The 18,856-nt window shown below is 57.3% G+C and carries 16 protein-coding genes; 5 read left to right on the top strand and 11 right to left on the bottom strand.

Translation table 11 applies throughout. The features are described from left to right. Nucleotides 1-292: 292 nt before the first annotated feature. Both ACFFSY_RS14090 and ACFFSY_RS14095 read right to left on the bottom strand, forming a co-directional pair. Entirely contained in the window at nucleotides 293-1,936 is a 1,644-nt protein-coding gene (locus tag ACFFSY_RS14090; RefSeq protein WP_377494973.1) for a response regulator, read from the bottom strand. A gap of 4 nt (nucleotides 1,937-1,940) precedes the next feature. Then, entirely contained in the window at nucleotides 1,941-3,761 is a 1,821-nt protein-coding gene (locus ACFFSY_RS14095; protein ID WP_377494975.1) for a cache domain-containing sensor histidine kinase, read from the bottom strand. A 152-nt stretch (nucleotides 3,762-3,913) separates the two neighbouring features. On the opposite strand from ACFFSY_RS14095, the gene ACFFSY_RS14100 reads away from it, so the two are divergent. From ACFFSY_RS14100 to ACFFSY_RS14115, 4 genes are all read left to right on the top strand, one after another. Continuing rightward, a complete protein-coding gene (locus ACFFSY_RS14100; RefSeq protein WP_377494977.1) occupies nucleotides 3,914-4,801 on the top strand; it encodes a carbohydrate ABC transporter permease in 888 nt (295 codons plus the stop codon). Beyond that, nucleotides 4,801-5,631, top strand: coding sequence for a carbohydrate ABC transporter permease (locus ACFFSY_RS14105; protein ID WP_377494979.1), 831 nt, complete (start codon nucleotides 4,801-4,803; stop codon nucleotides 5,629-5,631). Before ACFFSY_RS14100 ends, ACFFSY_RS14105 begins: the two co-directional genes overlap by 1 nt. A gap of 198 nt (nucleotides 5,632-5,829) precedes the next feature. Then, nucleotides 5,830-6,258, top strand: coding sequence for a VOC family protein (locus ACFFSY_RS14110; RefSeq protein ID WP_377494981.1), 429 nt, complete (start codon nucleotides 5,830-5,832; stop codon nucleotides 6,256-6,258). Between the two features lie 415 nt (nucleotides 6,259-6,673). Continuing rightward, nucleotides 6,674-8,071 carry a hypothetical protein gene (locus ACFFSY_RS14115; protein ID WP_377494983.1) on the top strand — a complete coding sequence of 466 codons (1,398 nt, stop codon included), beginning with the start codon at nucleotides 6,674-6,676 and terminating at the stop codon, nucleotides 8,069-8,071. 92 nt (nucleotides 8,072-8,163) lie between these two features. On the opposite strand, the gene ACFFSY_RS14120 is transcribed toward ACFFSY_RS14115, so the two are convergent. From ACFFSY_RS14120 to ACFFSY_RS14135, 4 genes are all read right to left on the bottom strand, one after another. Continuing rightward, nucleotides 8,164-8,847, bottom strand: coding sequence for a hypothetical protein (locus ACFFSY_RS14120; RefSeq protein ID WP_377494985.1), 684 nt, complete (start codon nucleotides 8,845-8,847; stop codon nucleotides 8,164-8,166). Between the two features lie 18 nt (nucleotides 8,848-8,865). Further along, on the bottom strand, nucleotides 8,866-9,129 hold the full coding sequence (locus ACFFSY_RS14125) for a DUF8691 family protein (protein WP_377494987.1): 264 nt from the start codon (nucleotides 9,127-9,129) through the stop codon (nucleotides 8,866-8,868). Nucleotides 9,130-9,353: 224 nt separating this feature from the next. Then, on the bottom strand, nucleotides 9,354-12,059 hold the full coding sequence (locus ACFFSY_RS14130) for a winged helix-turn-helix domain-containing protein (protein WP_377494989.1): 2,706 nt from the start codon (nucleotides 12,057-12,059) through the stop codon (nucleotides 9,354-9,356). A 211-nt stretch (nucleotides 12,060-12,270) separates the two neighbouring features. Then, nucleotides 12,271-12,855, bottom strand: coding sequence for a TetR/AcrR family transcriptional regulator (locus tag ACFFSY_RS14135; RefSeq protein ID WP_377494991.1), 585 nt, complete (start codon nucleotides 12,853-12,855; stop codon nucleotides 12,271-12,273). Between the two features lie 172 nt (nucleotides 12,856-13,027). Here ACFFSY_RS14135 and ACFFSY_RS14140 point away from each other — a divergent pair, with 172 nt between their 5' ends. Then, a complete protein-coding gene (locus ACFFSY_RS14140) occupies nucleotides 13,028-14,260 on the top strand; it encodes an MFS transporter (RefSeq protein WP_377494993.1) in 1,233 nt (410 codons plus the stop codon). 184 nt (nucleotides 14,261-14,444) lie between these two features. Here the strand turns inward: ACFFSY_RS14140 and ACFFSY_RS14145 are convergent, their stop codons facing one another. The 5 genes from ACFFSY_RS14145 to ACFFSY_RS14165 form a co-directional block, all read right to left on the bottom strand. Beyond that, nucleotides 14,445-15,047 (bottom strand): DUF2812 domain-containing protein, encoded by a 603-nt coding sequence (locus ACFFSY_RS14145; protein WP_377494995.1) that lies wholly within the window; start codon nucleotides 15,045-15,047, stop codon nucleotides 14,445-14,447. Continuing rightward, complete coding sequence (locus ACFFSY_RS14150; RefSeq protein ID WP_377494997.1) at nucleotides 15,034-15,354, bottom strand: PadR family transcriptional regulator; 321 nt, start codon at nucleotides 15,352-15,354, stop codon at nucleotides 15,034-15,036. The genes ACFFSY_RS14145 and ACFFSY_RS14150 overlap by 14 nt, the downstream gene beginning before the upstream one ends. Before the next feature lie 226 nt (nucleotides 15,355-15,580). Then, entirely contained in the window at nucleotides 15,581-15,748 is a 168-nt protein-coding gene (locus ACFFSY_RS14155; RefSeq protein ID WP_377494999.1) for a hypothetical protein, read from the bottom strand. Between the two features lie 87 nt (nucleotides 15,749-15,835). Continuing rightward, the gene (locus ACFFSY_RS14160) at nucleotides 15,836-16,924 is read right to left on the bottom strand and encodes a response regulator (protein WP_377495001.1); all 1,089 of its coding nucleotides are present in this window, start codon (nucleotides 16,922-16,924) and stop codon (nucleotides 15,836-15,838) included. Continuing rightward, a complete protein-coding gene (locus tag ACFFSY_RS14165) occupies nucleotides 16,917-18,737 on the bottom strand; it encodes a sensor histidine kinase (RefSeq protein ID WP_377495003.1) in 1,821 nt (606 codons plus the stop codon). Before ACFFSY_RS14165 ends, ACFFSY_RS14160 begins: the two co-directional genes overlap by 8 nt. Between the last annotated feature and the right edge of the window lie 119 nt (nucleotides 18,738-18,856).

The raw sequence follows: 18,856 nt of genomic DNA on the forward strand, positions 1-18,856 counted from the left end.
GTTTGACTTGAGCAGGGCACGCTTTTGTCCTGTCGGACAAAGCTTCAGTGGGTCTTGAAGGCCATCCTAAGACATTATGGCTTCACCGGTCGTTTTTTCCTTAACCTAACAGCATTGCCCTCCGCCGAGGGGAACCAGAGGACTTTGCCCTCTGGACTCCCCTTTTCGTGCTTGCACGTTTGTTCGTGGTCGGCGGGTAGGCTCGATCGAGGCACGCTTTTGTCCTGTCGGACAAAGCTTCAATGGGGGGTTAACGGACGTTTCCCCTTAATCTAACAGCATTACCTTCGGTCTAGCCATCGCCAGGAGCGGCCCGGTAATCGGACGGCGAGAGCCCGTAATAATTGCGGAACGCTTTGCTGAAATAGTTCTTGTCCTTGTACCCCAGCATGTCGGCAATCTCCTGAATCTTCAAGCCGGGATCGCCCAGCAGCTCCTTCGCCTTGTCCATCCGTACCTTCTGCATATATTCATGTATGCCGACCCCGTACTGCTGCTTGAACAGCTTCATGAGGTATTCGCGGCTCAGGTAATACTTCTCCGTGAACATGGAAATCTTGATATCTTCGAAGTAATAACGATCGATATAGTCCCGCACGTCCGTAATCTGAAAAGGCCGGCTGCCGGCCGCGCTCTCCAAGATGCGCTCCCCGTACTGCTGAAGCATCGCGGCCATCGCCGCCTCGAATTGCGCGAAGTCCGCGAAGTCCGGTCCTCCGCCCCGTTCGGTCTGGCCGCCGGTTCCCGCGCCGGGCAGCAGCTCCGTCCCCGCGCCCAGCTCGGCGGCCAGATCGCCAAGCAGCACCTGGAACTCGCGAAGCCGCACATCCGCTTCGGCCAAGCTGAACGAGCCCGATTGTCTTAGCTGCCCGAGATAATCGGCCAGCACGCTGCGTGCCTGCAGCAGGTTGCCCGCCTCCAGGGCGCTCCGGAATTGGCCCATCCTGCCCGCAAGTCCCAGCGTCGTGCCTCGGGATTCTCTGCCTGCAGATATGCCGCCAGCCTCCGCAGCGGTGCCGGGCTTCAGCAGATTGATCCGCTTCAGCGCGGACTTCGCCTCCTCGTAGGAACCCGCTAGCTCCAGTACGTCCGGACAAGGCGTGCCAAGCCCGAACGCGACCTGCATCCCGAATAGATCGGCCAGCGTGGCGACGGCTTGCTTCACCAGAATGCCCGCCGTGAAAGCCAGCTCGTCCGCATAGCCGCCGTCCGCGGAATAGACGACGATGATCTCGCGGGCGAGCTTCGGATCGGCGAAGCTGAACGCCTGCAGCCGCTTGCCGCCCACGTCGCTCAGTACATTGGCGACGGCGAACTGCAGCAGCGCGTTCTCTTGGTTGAATCGTCTGGCGCAGATATCGTCGAAATTCATCACCCGAAGCACCGCGGCCATTTGGCGTCCATTCGTCTTGTCCGCGCCGATGAGCGGCAGGAACGCCTCGTTCGACTGCCGATTGAAGCTGCGCTCGAAGATCGAGAGATACAGCTTCTCCTTCAGCTTGGGCAGCGACATATTGAGCGTAATGTTGCGGTTAATCAGCTCGCTCTGGCGCTCGCGCCTTGCTTCGAGTACCTGAACCGCCTTGCGCAGCGCCTGATTGAGATCCGCGCGATTGACCGGCTTCAGCAAATAATCGGCGACCTTCGAGCGAATGGCCTGCCGCGTAAACTCGAAATCGTCGTAGCCGCTGATGACGATCGTCAGCAGATCCGGATGATCCCGCTCCGCCTGCCGCAGAAACTCGACTCCGTTCATTTCCGGCATCTTCATATCCACCATGACCACGTCCGGCTTGCGCGCCGCAATCATGTCCAGCGCGCTTCGGCCGTCCGCTGCCTCTACAATTTGCAAGACGCCCAAGCCCTCCCAGTCCCCGAGAATCCGGATCGCTTCGCGCACATGCTCTTCGTCGTCTATGATCAAGACCGTGTACATCTCGTTATCCTCCTCCTCGCGGCAGCGTCATCGTCATGCGAGCGCCGCTCTCGCCTGCTTCGATCGCAAGTTTCGCCGCCTCGCCATACAGCAGCTTCAAGCGCATATGCAAATTGTGCAGGCCGATGCTCTCGCTCTCCCGCTCGTCCCAATCGGCGGCCAGCAGCCGCTGAACCTCCTCCAGCCGCTCTGGCGTAATGCCGGGTCCGTCGTCTTCCACGACAATGACGGCGTGATCGTCCGCAAGCTCCGCGCGGATGACGACGGAGACGGGACGAGATACCCGTTCGACGCCGTGCTTGATCGCGTTCTCCACGAGCGTCTGCAGCGACAGCTTCGGCATCCGCAATTCCGTTAGTCGCGAATCCCATTCCGTCGCGATGAGCAGCCGGCTGCCGAATCGCGCTTTCTGCAGCGAGAGATACCGTTCCATATGCCGCAGCTCCTCTTGGGCGAGCACGATATCTTTGCCGCTGATGCAATACCGAAGCGTCATCGCGAGCGCGTCGACCATATCCGCCACCTCGTCCGTCCCCTGCTTCAGCGCCTTGGTCGAGATCGCCTGCAGCGCATTATAGAGAAAATGAGGATTGATCTCCGCTTCGAGCGCCTTGAGCATCGCGTTCTTCTCCACCAGCTTCATCCGGAACCGTTCGTTGATCAGCTCGTTCGTCCGTACGACCATCTGATTGAAACGCCGGGTCAGGAACGCGATCTCGTCCCGGCCCTTCACCTGCGCGGCCGCGTCGAACGTGCCCTCGCTGAATTTGCGCATCTGCACGGACAGTTTCTTCAGCGGCAGCGTAATGGCATTCGCGGTCAACGCGACGAGAATGACGGCAATGACGAGGAAAATAAGTCCGATCATATAGCTGACGTTGCGTGTAGCGTTCGCCGCCGCATAGATTTCGCGGTAAGGAATCGGCTTGACCAGCGACCACCCCTCCACTTGCCCTGCATGGTGAACGACCATATATGCGTCGCCCGTCCCGTCCCAATCGTACTGGCCATTGCCATTGCCGCTGCCGAGCAGCCGGATCGTCAGCCCTTCCTCGCGAGCCTGCCGATAGAACGAGACGTCGTCGACGTAGAAAGGCGTTCGCGCAGGATCGAGCAGCATTATATGCTCGCCCTCGCTAAGCGGCACGTCCCGCATCGTCTCCTCGATCGCCTTGTCGTTGAAGTAGAACGACAGCACCGCCTGCGGCTCGCGGCTGGCGATCGAGCGCAGCACTTTGTGGAACGCCATGAACACCTTAGCTGGATTCACGTCATAACCGGTCGTCTCGCCGGGCAGCACGAACGATTGATACGCGCGATTCTGCTTGCTCGCCATCATTTGCTTGTACCAGTGCTGCCCCGTAATCGACGCATCCGTTCCAGTCCCGCTCGATATCGTATAGGTCTCCCGGTAGATCGTATAGTATTTGCCTTCCTCTACGAGATAGAGATAGATCGCCTCCAGATCGTTCCGGGAGAAGAACAGATCGCGAAGATAGTTCTCCAAATATTGGCGCGACGCATAGTCCTCCGCTTCGTTCTTGATCGCGTGCACAATCTCGTCATAGCGTAGCTGCGGCTGAGACAGCGCTTCCATTCCGGCGAGATATCCTTCGATGTTTTTGTTGACGAGCGCCAAATTGTTCGTCGTGCTGGCGATGCTGCTTGCGACCGACTCCCGCTGGCTCATCTGGTAGGAAATTACAGTCAACGACCCGACGACAAGAATAATGATGCTCGTAAACAGCAGAATCAGCTTGTTGACGAGTCGACGTGTCGCGCGGTCGACAACAGCTGTCATGGCTCTTTTGATGCGGTCGATCACTCGTTTCGCCCCTTTTCGTTCCCCGGTCTGCACAGTTCACCTTTTTACCCTTAACAGTCCCCTTTCCTCCATTCTGCGTGCCCGGCCCCCTAATTTATAATCCATTATAGCGAAAACCATCCCGAAGCAAAGACAAAAAAAAGAGGTGCTCTATGCGCAATCTAAGTAGAAAATGGGGCGACAAGCTCGAATTCGGCATCTTTACGCTGCCCGTGCTTATATGCGTGGCGATCGCGTTCTACATCCCGTTCGCCATGACGGTACGTTACTCGCTCACCAAGTGGAACGGGATTTCCAAGCACCCGAAATTCGTCGGCCTGGACAATTTCAAGCAAATTTTTCTGCACGACGCGAACTTCGCCCACGCGGCCTGGTTCACCGTCAAATACGCGGTGCTGTACATCGTGCTCGTCAACGTGCTGGCGATTCTGCTCGCGCTCGTGCTCGATATGAAGCTGAAATCGTCGACATGGCTGCGGATGGCGTTCTTCACGCCGTATATTCTGAGCCTCGTCATCGTCGGCTTCATCTGGAAATTCATCTTTATGCAGGGCTTCGAGTCGCTCGGCGCCAGCACCGGATGGGGCATTTTCGACCTCAGCTGGCTGGGGGAGCCGGGACTTGCCTTCGTCTCCATCCTCGGCGTATCCATCTGGCAGTCGATCGGCTTCTATATGGTCATCTACATCGCGGGTCTCCAATCCGTGCCCGACGACTTGAAGGAAGCGGCGGTCATGGACGGCGCAGGCCCGATCCGGCGGTTCTTCAGCATCACGCTGCCGCTGCTCGCCCCGTCGATCACGATCTCGGTGTTCATGGCCTTGACGAACTCGATCAAGATCTTCGACGTCATCCTGTCGCTGACCGGCGGCGGACCGGGCGGCACGACGTACAGCGTCGCCTACGACATCTACCGCGACACGTTCCAGAACAATCTGTACGGCTACGGCACGGCCAAAGCACTCATCCTGTTCGTGGCGGTGCTGCTCATTACGATCGTCCAATTAACCATCTTCAAACGCAGGGAGGTTGAAGCCTAATGAAGCCCAATAGAACCGGACGTCTCCTGCTCGAGGTCTTCATGGTCCTCCTGTCGCTCGTCTTTATTTATCCGCTCTTGCTGACGATCATCAATGCGTTCAAAAGCTTCCAGGAGGTCATGACCGACGTCATTGCCCTGCCTAAGAAGCTGTCGTTCGCGAACTATGCGTACGTGTGGGATTTCATCGATTATCCGCGGCTGTTCCTGAACAATACGATCATTACCGTGCTCGGTCTGGCCGGCATCGTCCTCGTCTCGTCGATCGCGGCCTACAAGCTCGGCCGTACGAAGACGCGGATCAGCGCCCTGATCTACATGCTCTGCATCATGCCGATGCTCATTCCGTTCCAGTCGATCATGCTCACCGTGCTGCAGCTGGCCAAGGATCTACATCTGTCGGAGAGCACTTGGGGGCTCGGCCTGCTGTATTGGGGCTTCGGCGCGCCGCTGGCGGTATTCATCTACCATGGCTTCGTCAAAGGCATTCCGCTGGAGATCGACGAGAGCGCCAAGATTGACGGCGCTTCCGGCTTCCGCCTATTCTTCAGCGTCATCTTCCCGCTGCTCAAGTCGGTGACGACGACGATCATCATCATCGATGTCATGTGGATCTGGAACGACTTCCTGCTGCCGCTGCTCATGGTCAACGGCTCCCCGTCCACGAAGACGCTGACGCTGGCCGCCTACACGTTCGTCGGGCAGTACACGTCGGATTGGCAGTATGCGATGACGGCCATGGTCATGGCGGTGCTCCCGTCCATCGTCGTGTTCATGCTGCTGCAGAAGTATATTGTCAAAGGCGTTGTGGCCGGGGCGGTGAAAGGGTAACAACCGCCCAAAGCACAAAAAGGGATCCCGAAAGTCATCCAGGATGACAGCGGGATCTCATTTTTTTCTTAAAAATATGCGGTAACCGTATCCACTCTAATAGTTTATGACAAGAGTTGTCACGATTAGCGAATACAATAGACCTCGAGCCCGGCATTGTCGTCCGAGCACAACGAATCGAGAAGGAGCTGTTGAATCATGACGTTTCAAGTTACGCCTTTTATCACGCTGAACGGAAATGCTAGAGAAGCGATTCAATTTTACGAATCCGCGCTGGAGGCCCGCGTCGTCTTCCTGCAGACGTACGGAGAAGGACCCGAGGATCCGTCTCACCCGCTGCCGGTACACGCGAAAGATCGGGTCGCGCACAGTGTGTTGAAGATCGGAGAGGCGGAATTATTCGTGGCGGATTCGATCTCGGACGAGCCGAATGCAACCGGCGATCGCTTGCAGATCTGCATCACAACCCCCGATGCCGCAACATCGGCCCGCTTCTTCGATGCTCTCCTGGAGGGCGGCCAAGTGGTGATGCCCTTGCAAGAAATATACTTTAGCCCCGCTTTCGGCGTCATAACGGACCGATTCGGCATCACGATCCAAATCTTTACCCCAAGAGACAAAACGTAGGACGGGACGGCGCTAAGGCGGCTCGTCACGTATTCGGCAGATGAATGAAAAACAAACTGCCAGCGTCATACACGCAACGAACCAAAGCCGGTCTGCTCCGCGTTGGAGACGACCGGCTTGTTCGAGTAAATCTCAAGACGGGCGTTGAGTCATCTTCGGCTCATTGTTTCCATATGGACCCCCAGCTCAAAAATCCCCATTCTCTCCCCGGGAACAATCTCGCCAAGCAGATGCTCGTTCACAAGCAATCCCTCCAATGTTCAATATCCCTATATTGACAAAATTCCCTATGTTCTGAAACCCCCTCCTGGTTATGATCATTTTCTGTTGACACCATTTTTCGCCAATGATAGAATGCTAGCAATAAATTCCTATATTTTCAGTCGGAATAATACGCGTTCAGGAGGCATGTCCGATGGTACATCCGTTCATTCGTTCGAAAAAAGCGCTCGCCGCCGCTCTTTCGTTATCCTTGCTTGCCGCGCTCCCCGCGCAAGCCCTGGCAGCCGAAGCTGCCGCCAAGCCGGCCTCTTCTACAGCCGCATCCGTGCAATCGTCCAGTCAGAAAGCCGCGCTTCCCGAGAATTACGCCCTGTTTCTAGAAGACAAGTTCGGCATCCAATTTGGTTCGAACCTCACCCGCGGCGAATTCAGTATTGCCCTTGCAACCGCTCTTGAGCTGACGGCGAAGAGCGAGGAGGCCGCCGCTAGCGGTGCAAGCCGCGCCGCTTCAGCCATTGCCGCGCTTCAGAAGAGCGGAATTATCAGCACGACGGACATTCCAGCCGATCAAGCGCTGACTACCCTGCAGGCCGTATTCCTGGCGGTCAAAGCCGCAGACCTGAAGGAACTTGCCTACACATATCCGAAAGACAAAGCCGCCGCCTCGTTGAAACGCGCCAGTCTAAGCCTCGCGCAGTTCGGCTCCCTCTCTGCCGCTCAGGAAGTCGCGGCCGCGATCGATACGGGACTCGTCGACGCAGCGTCTTACAACCAGCTAGCCCCGGGAACGAAAACTTCCGCCGCTTTCGCAGCAAAGCTGCTCGGCCGCGTGCTTGAAGCGAAAGGCTTATATAAGCACTATCTGGGCGAGACGTCCGATTTCGATATCTATGCGAAGCTGACCGACGCATACCGCACGTCCGATATTCTGAAGGGCGGCGAGCTCGAGGAGATCGCAAGCGGCGCCCTACAGCAAGGACTGGTTACCGGTTATAACCTGAAGGACAGCCGCTACGACGCGAATTTCGTGGACGCGCTGTCGCTTACATACGGGCATTCCGATCTCAAGCATGCGATTCAGCTGATCGGCCTGCTGCGCAGCGAAGGCATCCATGCGAAGGTGCAGTTCGAGCCGAAGACGTCGGCGTTCGTCCATCTCATCGAATGGGGCGAGCCGGAGCCGTCGGAGGATTACCAGTACAAGAAGCTCGATAACGGCAACTATATTGCCTCCGCCAAGGAATATGATATCGCCTTCGAATTCGATTCGGCGGCGGATAAGGCACGCTTCCAACCTGTCATTTTGCAATATGCGAAGAAGAACAGCGAGGATGCGCAAGGGCTGATCAGCGGCTCCTGGTGGCAGCCGCTCTACTACTCCAATACGAAGCTGGCCGACTACGACGTTATCACGAACAACAAGCTGCTGGGCGACGGTTATGTGTATGCCCAATCCTTCTCGCTGAACAAAGATTCGGCGGCCGTCATCGCCGGCTTCAAGAAGCTGAATCCAAGCGCGAACGTCGTTTCCTACGAGTTCTGGGTCGATCATCCGTTCCACAACTATCTGACCGGCGAATCCCATCTGTAAACGAAAAGGCATGTGCTCTGCCACCTTGGCAGAATGCATGCCTTTTTTGCGCTCGCACGACTGCTTTCCCGGCCCCGAGCTCCGCTGGCTAATTACGCGCTCCGGTTCGTAGAGCCGGGGGCGGCCCCTGCCGGGTAAGGGGAACGGATTTTCCCGCGCCGGCCCGACCAAAGCGCATAACCGAGCCAAACCAAAGCCAAGCCCATCGGCACCGCTAACAATCGGTCGAGCGGGTGCGGTAGCAGCGAAGACGAGAGGGTTGCCACGGTGGCAAAGGCTAGCAGAGCGGCTGCCCCGCGAGGCAAGATACCGGCGCGATACGCAGCAACGCCGAACAGCAGGCCGCCAAGAATGTACAATCCTCCTGCCAGCGGGGCAACAGCCGGGAGAACGCCGAGGTTCGCCTCGCCGGCGCCTCCGCTGAAAATGCCCAAGTAGCCCTCCACGAATCCCGGCGCATCGTCCGGAAGCAGCGGCAAGATAAAGGCTTCGACGAATGTAAAAGCTATCGTCGCGATCCAAAAGAGGCTTAAGAAGAGAAAGCCGGCCAATCCAAGCCATCCGGCCTCCTTCACTTGAATGGCGTATAGGCCCGTAATACCGATCAGACCGAAGAGCGCCATGACGATGGTTAAATAATGGACGATTGCCCATCTGTCAGTCGAGACGGACGAAAGGGTTTCAGGCGGATGAATCGCCTGTATGCCGATGAAGAGGATGCCTGCCAATATGGCGGCTAATCCCGCCCCGCGGGCGAGAGTCGAGGTTGTGATCATGGTTTTGCGCTCCTTTGTTTAGATGTAATTTTTGTTGCGTGAATGCGTTACGATCTCTTCGCCGACATCCGCCGGCATGACCGAGATCAATGGCAGGCCGAGGTCTCGAACTTTCCTCAGCAGACCATGTAAGGCGGCCTGATCGGCCACAGGTCCGGCAAGAATCGTTGTTCCATCGTTCTCGTAGCCGAAGCTCAGGCCTTCGAAGCTTTCCGACCACCGGTCATGGACATGTCCCTTGACCCGAATTTCGTATGCCGTTGATACGCGTGCTTCTCTCATTTTGCGTCTCCTCCTTCTTCCCGCATGCATTCGTTTCGGGGTGGCTTACCTTTAAACTGAAGATACACGAACAAGCGGGGAAGAGGCATCACCACATGTGGTGATTTAGATGGTGATCGAGGGGAAGAACGGGCATTTTGGGAGGCCGTGAGTTTGGATGAAATGAAAATAGCCCCGGCACGGTTGATTAACCTGCCGGGGCCGGGACTAGCGATATGAGGCAGCTAGATCAGATCGAGTTCTTGAGCCAGACGAACCGCCGATCGGCGGTTGTTGACCCCAAGCTTGTCGTAGATGTTCTTGGTGTGAGTCCGCAAGGTGTTCAAGGAGACATGCAGTCGCCGGGCAATGTCCGGACCGCTCATGTCGGTTTCGAGCAGCCGAAGCACTTCGCGTTCTCGTTCGCTCAGCTGCTCCGTGATCATGGGCTTAGCGACGGGCGTATGACCTTCCGCTTTGCCGAAGACGGCCAGGAGCCGGCGGACATAACTTGGCGCAATTCCTTGTTTGGCAGCTGTTTCCAGCAGTTCCGCCATAGGTCGGCCTTCGTCCGCAAACATGCGAACATAGCCCTCCGGCTCAGCCAGCGTCAGAGCCTTCCGCAACGGCGCAAGCGAAGCGGAGGCGTCGCCTCGCCTATGCCGAGCCAACGCCTGAACGATCAGGATTTCGATGACGCTTCCCGTTCTCCCGCCTTCTTCGGCTGCCGAAAGGAGCCGCTCCGCAAGTCCCAAAGCCTCCGATATGCCGCCATCCTCGCGATCACGCTCATGCCGGGCTAACAGCACCCTGGCCAAGGTGATATGTTCGAATTCGCGCAGGTAGGAAAGGTCGTCGCAGGCGGATAAACGCCGCTCGCGCACCCAATCGAGAGCCTCGTCCAAATTGCCCTGCGCGAGGCGAACCCGTGTCTTCAGCGCCGCCAACGGACGCACATTCGGAAATAGACCGCCTTTATATACGCGTTCTGCCTCGCCAAGCAGGTTGAGCGCGCCGTCCAGGTCCCCTTGCGCCTCACGCATGCGGGCCATGGCGATAAGCCAGCGGTACCTGCCTTCGCCCATTTCCTTGCTTCTCGACAGGAGTTCCATAGCGAGCTGCAGCTCGTCATGCTCTCGATAAAGCTCGCTCATCCCCGCGTAAATATCCGCCGCTGCCTGACAGACAAGCTTGTCCTGCCCCTTCGCAAGCTCTAACCCCCGTTCATAGGTTCGCATCGTTTGGCGGAGTCTGCCTTGCGCCATCCGGATGTCGGCCAATGCGGCGATGCCTCCGATCGCGTCGTAGACGTTGCCGGCCAATTGAACGCTAGCCATGCCATCGGCGAATGTTTGGTGCGCCGTTTCGAGATCGCCGATCGTCCAGGAGGCAAGTCCCAGAAGAGCGGTTGCCGCCCCCCGCCGAAGATAGTCGTCCGCAGGCGCGAGATCAAGCGTAAGCCGGGCGTATTTCATGGCGGCGGCAATATCGCCCTGCGCTTGGGCAAGCACGGCGCGATAACCGGCGATCGTACCGGGGAGACAATGGAATTCCTCTTCGTCGACAATGACCATTTCCCCTGAAGCGGCACTTGGCCTCGCAAGCGGGTCTTTCGTCAAAGCCAGCCATCGTTCGGCGTCCAGCAGCCGGTCTTGAGCGGCTTTGAGCTCGCCGCGAGTCAGCAGCGCCCACGCATAGGCGGCGCTGAGAACGGGTCTGCGGCGGACCAGCTCGTCCGGAATGGACTTCAGCCAGCTTAACATCGCCGCTCCCCGCTTCCCCTGGCGCATGGCCGGCCACGCCAGCTCGAGCAGGTCCGCCGCTCGCGCGAAATCCGCGGCGGCCAGCGCATGACGTATCGCTTCGTCGGCCGTGCCATGCTGCTCGAACCAGGCGCTCGCGCGCCGATGCAGCGCGGCCGCCAGCTCAGGCTGGTCTGCCTTCAAATGCGCGGAGAGTACCTCGGCAAAAAGATGGTGATAGCGATACCAATGCCGCGCATCATCCAGCGCGACGATAAAGAAGTTCCCCCGCTCCAAGGCATGGAGCCGCGCGCTTCCTCCCTCTTGCCCGGTTACGGCATCGCACAGCGGTCCATGCAGCCGGTCAAGAATCGAGGTTTGGAGCAGAAAACGCCGCATAGGCTCGGATTGTCGGTGAAGGACCTCTTCGACCAGATAGTCCACGATATACCGGTTATCCCCGGCGAAGGCCTGAATAAAGGCGGGAATGTCCTTACGACCTTGCATCGAGAGCGCCGCCAGCTGAAGCCCCGCGATCCAGCCTTCGGTTCGGCCTTCCAGCATGGTAATTTGGCTGGCCGCGAGTCCTAAGCCCATCGCCTGGTTGAGGAATTCGGCCGCTTCGCCGGGCGTGAAGCACAAGTCCGCGACGCGCAGCTCGGTCAAGTGTCCCCGGGCGCGCAGCCGGCCCAGCGGAAGCTGCGGGTCTTCGCGAGTCGCGATGACCAGGTGCATCTGCGGCGGGGCATGCTCGAGCAGGAAGGTAATGCTATCCTCTACCGATTTGGCCCTGATCGTATGATAATCGTCAAGCACCAGAACGAATGGATGCGGGAGAGCCGAAATTTCATTGATCAGCATCGTAAGCATCGACTCGGTAGATGGCGGCTGCGGAGATAAGAACGCGCGAATAACGCCTCCTCCAATATGCTCCGCGATCCTCTGCAAGGCCGCGATAAGATGAGTCAAGAAACGAGGGAAATCGTTGTCCCCTTCATCGAGGGTCAACCATGACAGCGGCCGTTGGCAACCGGCTGCCCATTCGCTCACCAGCGTCGTCTTGCCGTAACCGGCCGAAGCCGCAATAAGAGTCAGTTTGCGATCCAGTCCCTCGTTCAAACGTTCGAACAGGCGCGGCCGGAAGACAATCTTCGTCCTTGGCGCGGGGATATGAAGTTTAGTGGCTAAAACGGCAGTTGGCCCGTTCATTAATTCGTACCTGTACGAACATGGCGTTCGCCCGCATATTTCCGCATCGTTGATTGCCCCATTCTAAGAGATCTTATCCATCATGATAGCTTCCATCGGCGACTTTCTTCACAAGGGTCTGCTTCGGCACGTTCTCGACACGGTGAACAAAGAAACCGACTAGGGTCCCTTGGCCGTAATCGGTTTATACTCGAACGTTTTGTTCCTATGATTACGTTGACGCCGACCGAAACCCCTCAAGCACATGCAGCACCAGCTGCTCCACATACGCATCGTCAACCGGGTCGCCGGATACGAGCAGCCGGTAGAAGATCGAGCCGTAGATCATATCGGTGATCAAGGCCGCGTCGAGGCTTGCCGGCAGCTCCCCGCGCTGCTGTCCCTTCTCTAGAATGCCTCGAAACTCCAGCCGGCGCGGTTGAATGTAACGGGTTCGGAACGCTTCCGCCAAGGAAGCGTCGACCTGACCTTCCCCGATAATTTCCAGCAGAACCACGCCTTCCCGGCTTCGCGTGAAGCGGGCCATATTGGTCGCATGCGCAAGCATGTCGCTTCTTACCGAGCCCGTGTCCGGCACGGGCAATCGCGCGGTCGCCGCGAATAGGAAGCCGTCCATAACGACCGCCGCCTTGTTCGGCCACCATTTATAAATCGTCGCCTTGCTCACCTTGGCCCGCTCGGCGATTTTCTCTACGGTGACCGCGTCAAATCCGCATTCGAGCAATAAATCATAAGACGCGGTCAGAATCGCGTCGTGCGTATCCATATTGCGAGGCCGTCCTCTTTTCGCCTGCACAGCTAGTCCTCCCTGGTTGTTTCCGTCTAGGCTTCTTCAAAACGATACGTTTAGTATACGAAAGACAAGCGGTGAAAAAAAGCCTATTTACAAAACGGTACGTTCAGTATATGATTTGGAACAAATAATTACTGAACACCGCGTTCAGTATATACCGCGGAGGTGGATTAGGATGCGCATAGAATCCGGTAATCAAGAACGTCGCATTTCGAAATGGATGGTGCTGCTGCTGGCGGCCGCGTGCGGACTGATCGCTGCCAATCTATACTACGCGCAGACGCTGGTAGGACCGATTCGCGACGCGATCGGCCTCTCTTCGACCGCAACCGGGTTCATTGTGACCGTAACCCAGATCGGGTACGTCATTGGCCTGCTGTTCATCGTGCCGGTCAGCGACATCGTGGAGAATCGGCGGCTCTCGGTCGGGATGCTGCTCGTCGCGGCGCTTGCGTTACTAACGGCCGCTTTCGCGACCACGGCGCCGTTGTTTCTCCTTGCCGCCCTCCTGATCGGCATCGGTTCCGTCGTCGCGCAAATTCTCGTCCCTCTAGCCGCCTCCTTGGCAGCGGAAGAACAGCGCGGCCTCGTCGTCGGCAACGTCATGAGCGGTCTCTTGCTCGGCATCATGCTTGCCCGGCCGGCAGCCAGCTTCGTCGCCAGCTTATGGGGCTGGCGGGCCATCTTCATCCTATCTGCCGTCGTCATCGCGCTGTTAACCGTACTGCTCGCTTACGTGCTTCCGGCGCGCAAGCCGACCAAGACCGTTCGTTACGGCAAGCTGATTCTCTCCTTGGGGTCGCTATGGCGGCATACGCCGGTGCTGCGCCGCCGCGCCTTGTATCAAGCTTCGTTGTTCGGGGCGTTCAGCTTGTTCTGGACCGTCGTTCCGCTGCATCTGGCCGACCGGTTCGGCATGTCCCAGCAAGGCATCGCCTGGTTCGCGCTCGTCGGCGTCGGCGGCGCGATCGCCGCGCCGATCGCGGGACGGCTGGCGGACCGCGGCTGGAGCAAGGCAATGACGGTGACCGCGATGGTCGTGGCGGTCCTGTCCTTCCTGGCGATTCATCTGTTCGACCGTCATTCCACGCCGGCGCTCATCTTGCTCTTCGTCTCCGCCTTCACGCTCGACATGGCGGTGTCCGGCAACCTGGTCGTCGGCCAGCGCTCGATTTATGCTTTGGGCAATGAAGCGAGAGGACGCCTGAACGGCCTGTTCATGTCCGTGTTCTTCACGGGCGGCGCGATCGGATCGTCCGTGGGCGGCTGGGCATATGAACAAGGGGGCTGGGGGCTCGCTTCCTGGATTGGAACGGCGCTGCCGCTGCTTGCATTGGGATACTTTCTTACGGAGAGACGTTTGGAGAAAGTCGGCAAGGCAGCCGAAGGGGTCTCTTCCGCCGGTTAGCGCGGCTGGTAATCGGATCGCGGAAGATGATTGCATATTTGCCGATGACGAAAAAAGATGATTCCTGTCCGGTTCAGGAATCATCTTTTAAGTGCGTCTACCTTTTTTCAAAGGGGCTCTGACGAAGGGGCCGGTCACACTCCGCTGTACCCCTTACGTTGTATAGTGATGTGCTTCGCTATCGTCATGCGTAGGTCTTCTTCTGCTTGTCATATTGATAATAACTGTACAGGAACGTGACGAAGCAGATCACAAAAATCCAGGCCGGCAGGAAGCGAAGCATCGCGAACGGGGTCTCGAATAGAAAGGCGCGCCAAAAGGAAGCTCCCTCCCTCTCCCATAAGCCATCCGTCAGATAGCTTGCTTTGATATTGAACAATCCGGTGAAAATATTGCCGTTGAACACGACGTTGGCGTAAATGAAGAAGAGACATGCCGTACTCGCCGCATATTGGGTCAGTCGCTTATAGAAGGCTACTAACGAGCCGGCATCGGAGAAAATCTCGTCGCGTCCGTCGGAAGGCTTTTGCCAATATTGCACGCTCCCCCATCGGCTGCCCTTCAGAAGGGTCCATCCGAAATCCTCGTAGGTTATCTTGTAGTCCTCGTATTTCGCTGCGCTCATCCGATTCTGATAGTCGAGACGGATCACCATCTTGCGGCTGGAAGGTTCAAAGGTATATCCGCCGAGCAGACCGACCCGCTGGCAAGCGTACCCTTCGGCCAGTCGGTCGTTGAGCCACTGCTCCTCTTTCAGCAAGTTAATGAACCATCTACGTTTTCTCATGAGTATCCCTCGTTTCATAAAGTGATAGCAGATGCTCGATCCTTCTTCGCTCGATTTCCAGGATACGTTGTCCTTCCTGCGTAATCCGGTACACTTTTCGGCGGCCCGTCTCGCCCGGCACCGGCTCGATCCAGCCGTGCTTGCTCAAGTTCTCCGCGGCCCCGTACAGCGTTCCGGCCGCCAGGATGACGGTGCCCGCGCTTATCTGCTCGACCGTTTGCATAATCGCGTACCCGTGAAGCGGCTCTTTAAGCGAGAGCAAAATATAATGCATCGTTTCCGATAGCGGCAGCAGCGGATGCTTCATGCAGCGCCCCCCTTCCCTCCTGCATTTCCAACTATACAGTTGAACTTCATAATTTCATTATATACAGTTGAACTATACATTTCAACTGTATACTAAATATTGGGCAACAATGAGGACGAAAAAAAGATGACTCCTGTCCAGTACAGGAATCATCTTCTACGTGCGTCCAAATCCTTTTTGTCAAGATCTCTTTGTCGGAGAGGCCGGTTTATATCTCGCCTCTTCTTTATGCCCCTCTTCCGCGGCCAGCTCTGGATTTGCTGTAATCCGATACTTTCTTAACCGTCAAGCCGCCCTGTACGTCTTCCATTTCTTCCTCCGAAAGCTCTTGGGTAATATCCTCGATCTCTGTCGTGTTCGGCTGCTGTTCTTCTGGTTTTTGATTGTCTGGCATCATCGCACCTCCGGCTATAATGAAGCCATTTTAACATGATTCGACACCGAAGAAGTATACCCCGAACGGGTGATAGAAGCGGCCAGGTTACCCCTCCTCGAACCGGTTCTTGTATTCCGTCGGATTGATCCCGTGATACTGCTTGAAGATTCGCGAGAAATGGATGCTGTTCTCGTAGCCGACCCGATCTGCGACTTCGTAGCTTTTCAGGTTCGTTGTCAGCAGCAGGTCGCGGGCTTTGCGCATCCGGACGTTGATACAGTACGTCCAGATCGTCATCCCCGTCTCCTCCTTGAACAAGATGGCGAGATAAGATCGGCTCATCGCCACGTGATCGGCCACATCCTGCAGGTTCCATTTGCCTGCATAGTGCAGCTCGACGTAATGCTTGACCTGGTCAACGACGCTTTGCTTCTGGAGGTTCTTGTTCTTCCTCGCGCCGGCCATGAGCAGATTGGCCACCTCCTCGAGACGCCGAACCGCGCATAGCCGAAAATAATGCCGCACGCCCCGGCTCTCCAGCAGCTCCCCACCCAGACCGTCGTCCGCGCCTTCTTCATACTCGATAACAACGCCATGCTTCTTCAACTCGTCGATCACGAGTCCTGTCCACGCCATCGCCAGCTCGCCAAGCAGCTCATGGCGCCCATCCAGCCAGTCCTCGAACGCGGCCAGCGTCTCGACGATGAGCAGCGGCTGGCGGTGCAGGAAGACCGACAGCACCATGTCCACCCATTGATCGAGCAGCGGCTTACACCCCGGCAACCTGCGGAGCAGCAGCTGGCCCGCTTCGTAACGGCGACGGGTATGAAGCTGCGCGCACGCCTTCGCCACCACCTCGGCGAGCGACGCCTGCTCGATCGGCTTCATGATGTAGTCGACCGCGCCCAATTGCAGACTGCGCTTGGCGTATTCGAAATCATCATGGCTGGAGATGACGATGCAGCTCATCCACGGGTATCGCTCGTTAATCGCTTCGATCAGCTGAAGCCCATCGACGAGCGGCATCCGAACGTCCGTCACGCAGATGTCGGCGAAGTGGCCGTCCAGCCACTCCAGCGCCTTCTGTCCGTTCGCCATGGCCGCCGAGACGCTCACGCCCTGCACTTCGGACAACCGCATGGACAAGCTTTGACGAATGAGATGCTCGTCGTCCACGACCAAGATTCTATACATCGCACCAATCCTCTCCTCCCGTGCTCTTGTTGTCGAGATGCAGCGGGAGTGTAACTTCGACGACGGCTCCGCCCGCAGGTCCGTCATTATAGAACGCGATGTCCGCTTCGCCCCCGTAGAACATGTGCAGACGATAGATCAAGTTCGATAGACCGACGCCCGTCAACGGATAGGCCTGCAGGCCGTCTCCACGAAGCTCCCTGCGCAATTGGATCAGCGCTTCCTCCGAGAATCCTGCGCCGTTATCCCGTACGGATAGCTTGAGTTTGTCCAACCCTCCCACCTCCGCCGCGACCCGGATCGTCACCGCCTCCGCCGTCGTCTCCCGCGTATGCTTGATGCAATTCTCGATGAGCGGCTGCAGCAGCGCTTTGGAGCAGCGGGCCCGCCTCAGCTTAGGCGGAATATTCAGCTCATAGGTCACCTCGTCGCCGAACCGGACGTTCATAATGCCGAGATAATCTTCGGCATGCCGGATTTCGTCTTCGAGCGTCACTTCCCACTCCTTATAGTTCGACGTATAGCGCAGCATGTGCGAGAGCGACACGGCAACCGTGCCGATATCCGGATTGCGCGAGATGAGCGCCATCGAATTGATCGTCTCGAGCGTGTTGTACAGAAAATGCGAATTAATTTGCGATTGCAGCGCCGTGATCGCCGCCTTATGCTGCTGCACCCGCGTCTCGGCCAGATCGTGGACCGATCGCTCGAGGTGGCCGAGCAATTTGTTGAACGACGCGCCAAGATCGGTCACCTCGTCGGTCCCCTCCACTTGCGCGCGCAGGTTGAAATCGTTCTTCACCTGCGTCAACAGCATCGCCTGCCGCAGTTTCGCGATCCGCTTGACGACTGAACCGGCTGCCCAATAGGTCAGAATCACCGCGATAATGAGCGCGATGACCGAGATGACGATCGTCGTATTGCGTACATGATAGAGGCTGCCCGCGATTTTCTCATAAGGGATGATGGCAAGGATCTGCCAGCCTGTGCGCGCGATGGACTGGTAGACGATCAGCTCTTGCCGGGACGAATCGTAGATCGACCCCTGCTGTTTCGCCGCCAGCAGCTTCACGACCCGCTCGTCCATCCGCTTCATCACTTCGCTCGAATCGGAATGGTGGATGATCATGCCGCTTCCGTCGATGACGGCCGCCACGCTCGAATCGACGATATTAATCCGGTCCATGACGTTCTGCGACGGGGTCAGCGAAATATCCATGCGAAGATAGCCGTCATAGAATCGCTTGAACAGCGTCAGCACCGGCTTCGCCATCCTCTTGTTCGACCGGTCCATATAATAATCCGCGATTCTCGGGATGAACTTCACTTTGTCGTACTGCCCGCTCTCGCCCAGGAACGCCTCGCTGCGGATGCTGTAGTCATCTGCCAGAATCGCCGCGTTCGTGAAATGCTGCTCCAAGCCGCCCGGACTGTACATCGAGACGGATATCACTTCCGGATATTGCAGGAATACGCGATTCAAGTAATTCTCCTTGATGCGCTCGTAGTAGCGAACCGATAACGACGTCAGCGATGGCTGGCTCGAGGCATGCAGCCATTCGCGGTATTCCAGGCTGCTCCCGAGCAGGAGGAAGATCATCTCGTACTCCGTATAATAACGGTCGAGATTCATGTTCGCTTGAGTCAAAATCTGCTTGCTCAAACGATCGATATCTTTGCCTACGGAACGCATCGTCTGGTTGTAGCCGACATATCCGATCGCCGACACGGTCAAGATCAGAATCGCCGCGATCATCGTCACCAGCTTCCATTTGAGCGATTGTTTGACCTTCTTCGTGATGCTAGCTAGCAAACCGGCAGACCCCCTGTCGAAACTTGTACCGCCACTTCCACTGTAACCGACGCGCGTGTTTTAGGAAAGACAGGGTGAAACGCCATTGGCAGCGAACCGCTCCTACCGTCTAGCGAGCC

The sequence above is a fragment of the Paenibacillus aurantiacus genome, from assembly GCF_042431225.1.
GTDB lineage: Bacteria > Bacillota > Bacilli > Paenibacillales > Paenibacillaceae > Paenibacillus_Z > Paenibacillus_Z aurantiacus.

What these genes read in the sequence shown, in the direction of transcription:
- ACFFSY_RS14145 (WP_377494995.1), bottom strand. Translation starts at nt 15,047, where the DNA reads ATGAGAAAACGTAGATGGTTCATTAACTTGCTGAAAGAGGAGCAGTGG.
- ACFFSY_RS14120 (WP_377494985.1), bottom strand. Translation starts at nt 8,847, where the DNA reads ATGATCACAACCTCGACTCTCGCCCGCGGGGCGGGATTAGCCGCCATA.
- ACFFSY_RS14150 (WP_377494997.1), bottom strand. Translation starts at nt 15,354, where the DNA reads ATGAAGCATCCGCTGCTGCCGCTATCGGAAACGATGCATTATATTTTG.
- ACFFSY_RS14090 (WP_377494973.1), bottom strand. Translation starts at nt 1,936, where the DNA reads ATGTACACGGTCTTGATCATAGACGACGAAGAGCATGTGCGCGAAGCG.
- ACFFSY_RS14155 (WP_377494999.1), bottom strand. Translation starts at nt 15,748, where the DNA reads ATGCCAGACAATCAAAAACCAGAAGAACAGCAGCCGAACACGACAGAG.
- ACFFSY_RS14125 (WP_377494987.1), bottom strand. Translation starts at nt 9,129, where the DNA reads ATGAGAGAAGCACGCGTATCAACGGCATACGAAATTCGGGTCAAGGGA.
- ACFFSY_RS14105 (WP_377494979.1), top strand. Translation starts at nt 4,801, where the DNA reads ATGAAGCCCAATAGAACCGGACGTCTCCTGCTCGAGGTCTTCATGGTC.
- ACFFSY_RS14100 (WP_377494977.1), top strand. Translation starts at nt 3,914, where the DNA reads ATGCGCAATCTAAGTAGAAAATGGGGCGACAAGCTCGAATTCGGCATC.
- ACFFSY_RS14110 (WP_377494981.1), top strand. Translation starts at nt 5,830, where the DNA reads ATGACGTTTCAAGTTACGCCTTTTATCACGCTGAACGGAAATGCTAGA.
- ACFFSY_RS14140 (WP_377494993.1), top strand. Translation starts at nt 13,028, where the DNA reads ATGCGCATAGAATCCGGTAATCAAGAACGTCGCATTTCGAAATGGATG.
- ACFFSY_RS14130 (WP_377494989.1), bottom strand. Translation starts at nt 12,059, where the DNA reads ATGAACGGGCCAACTGCCGTTTTAGCCACTAAACTTCATATCCCCGCG.
- ACFFSY_RS14115 (WP_377494983.1), top strand. Translation starts at nt 6,674, where the DNA reads ATGGTACATCCGTTCATTCGTTCGAAAAAAGCGCTCGCCGCCGCTCTT.
- ACFFSY_RS14160 (WP_377495001.1), bottom strand. Translation starts at nt 16,924, where the DNA reads ATGTATAGAATCTTGGTCGTGGACGACGAGCATCTCATTCGTCAAAGC.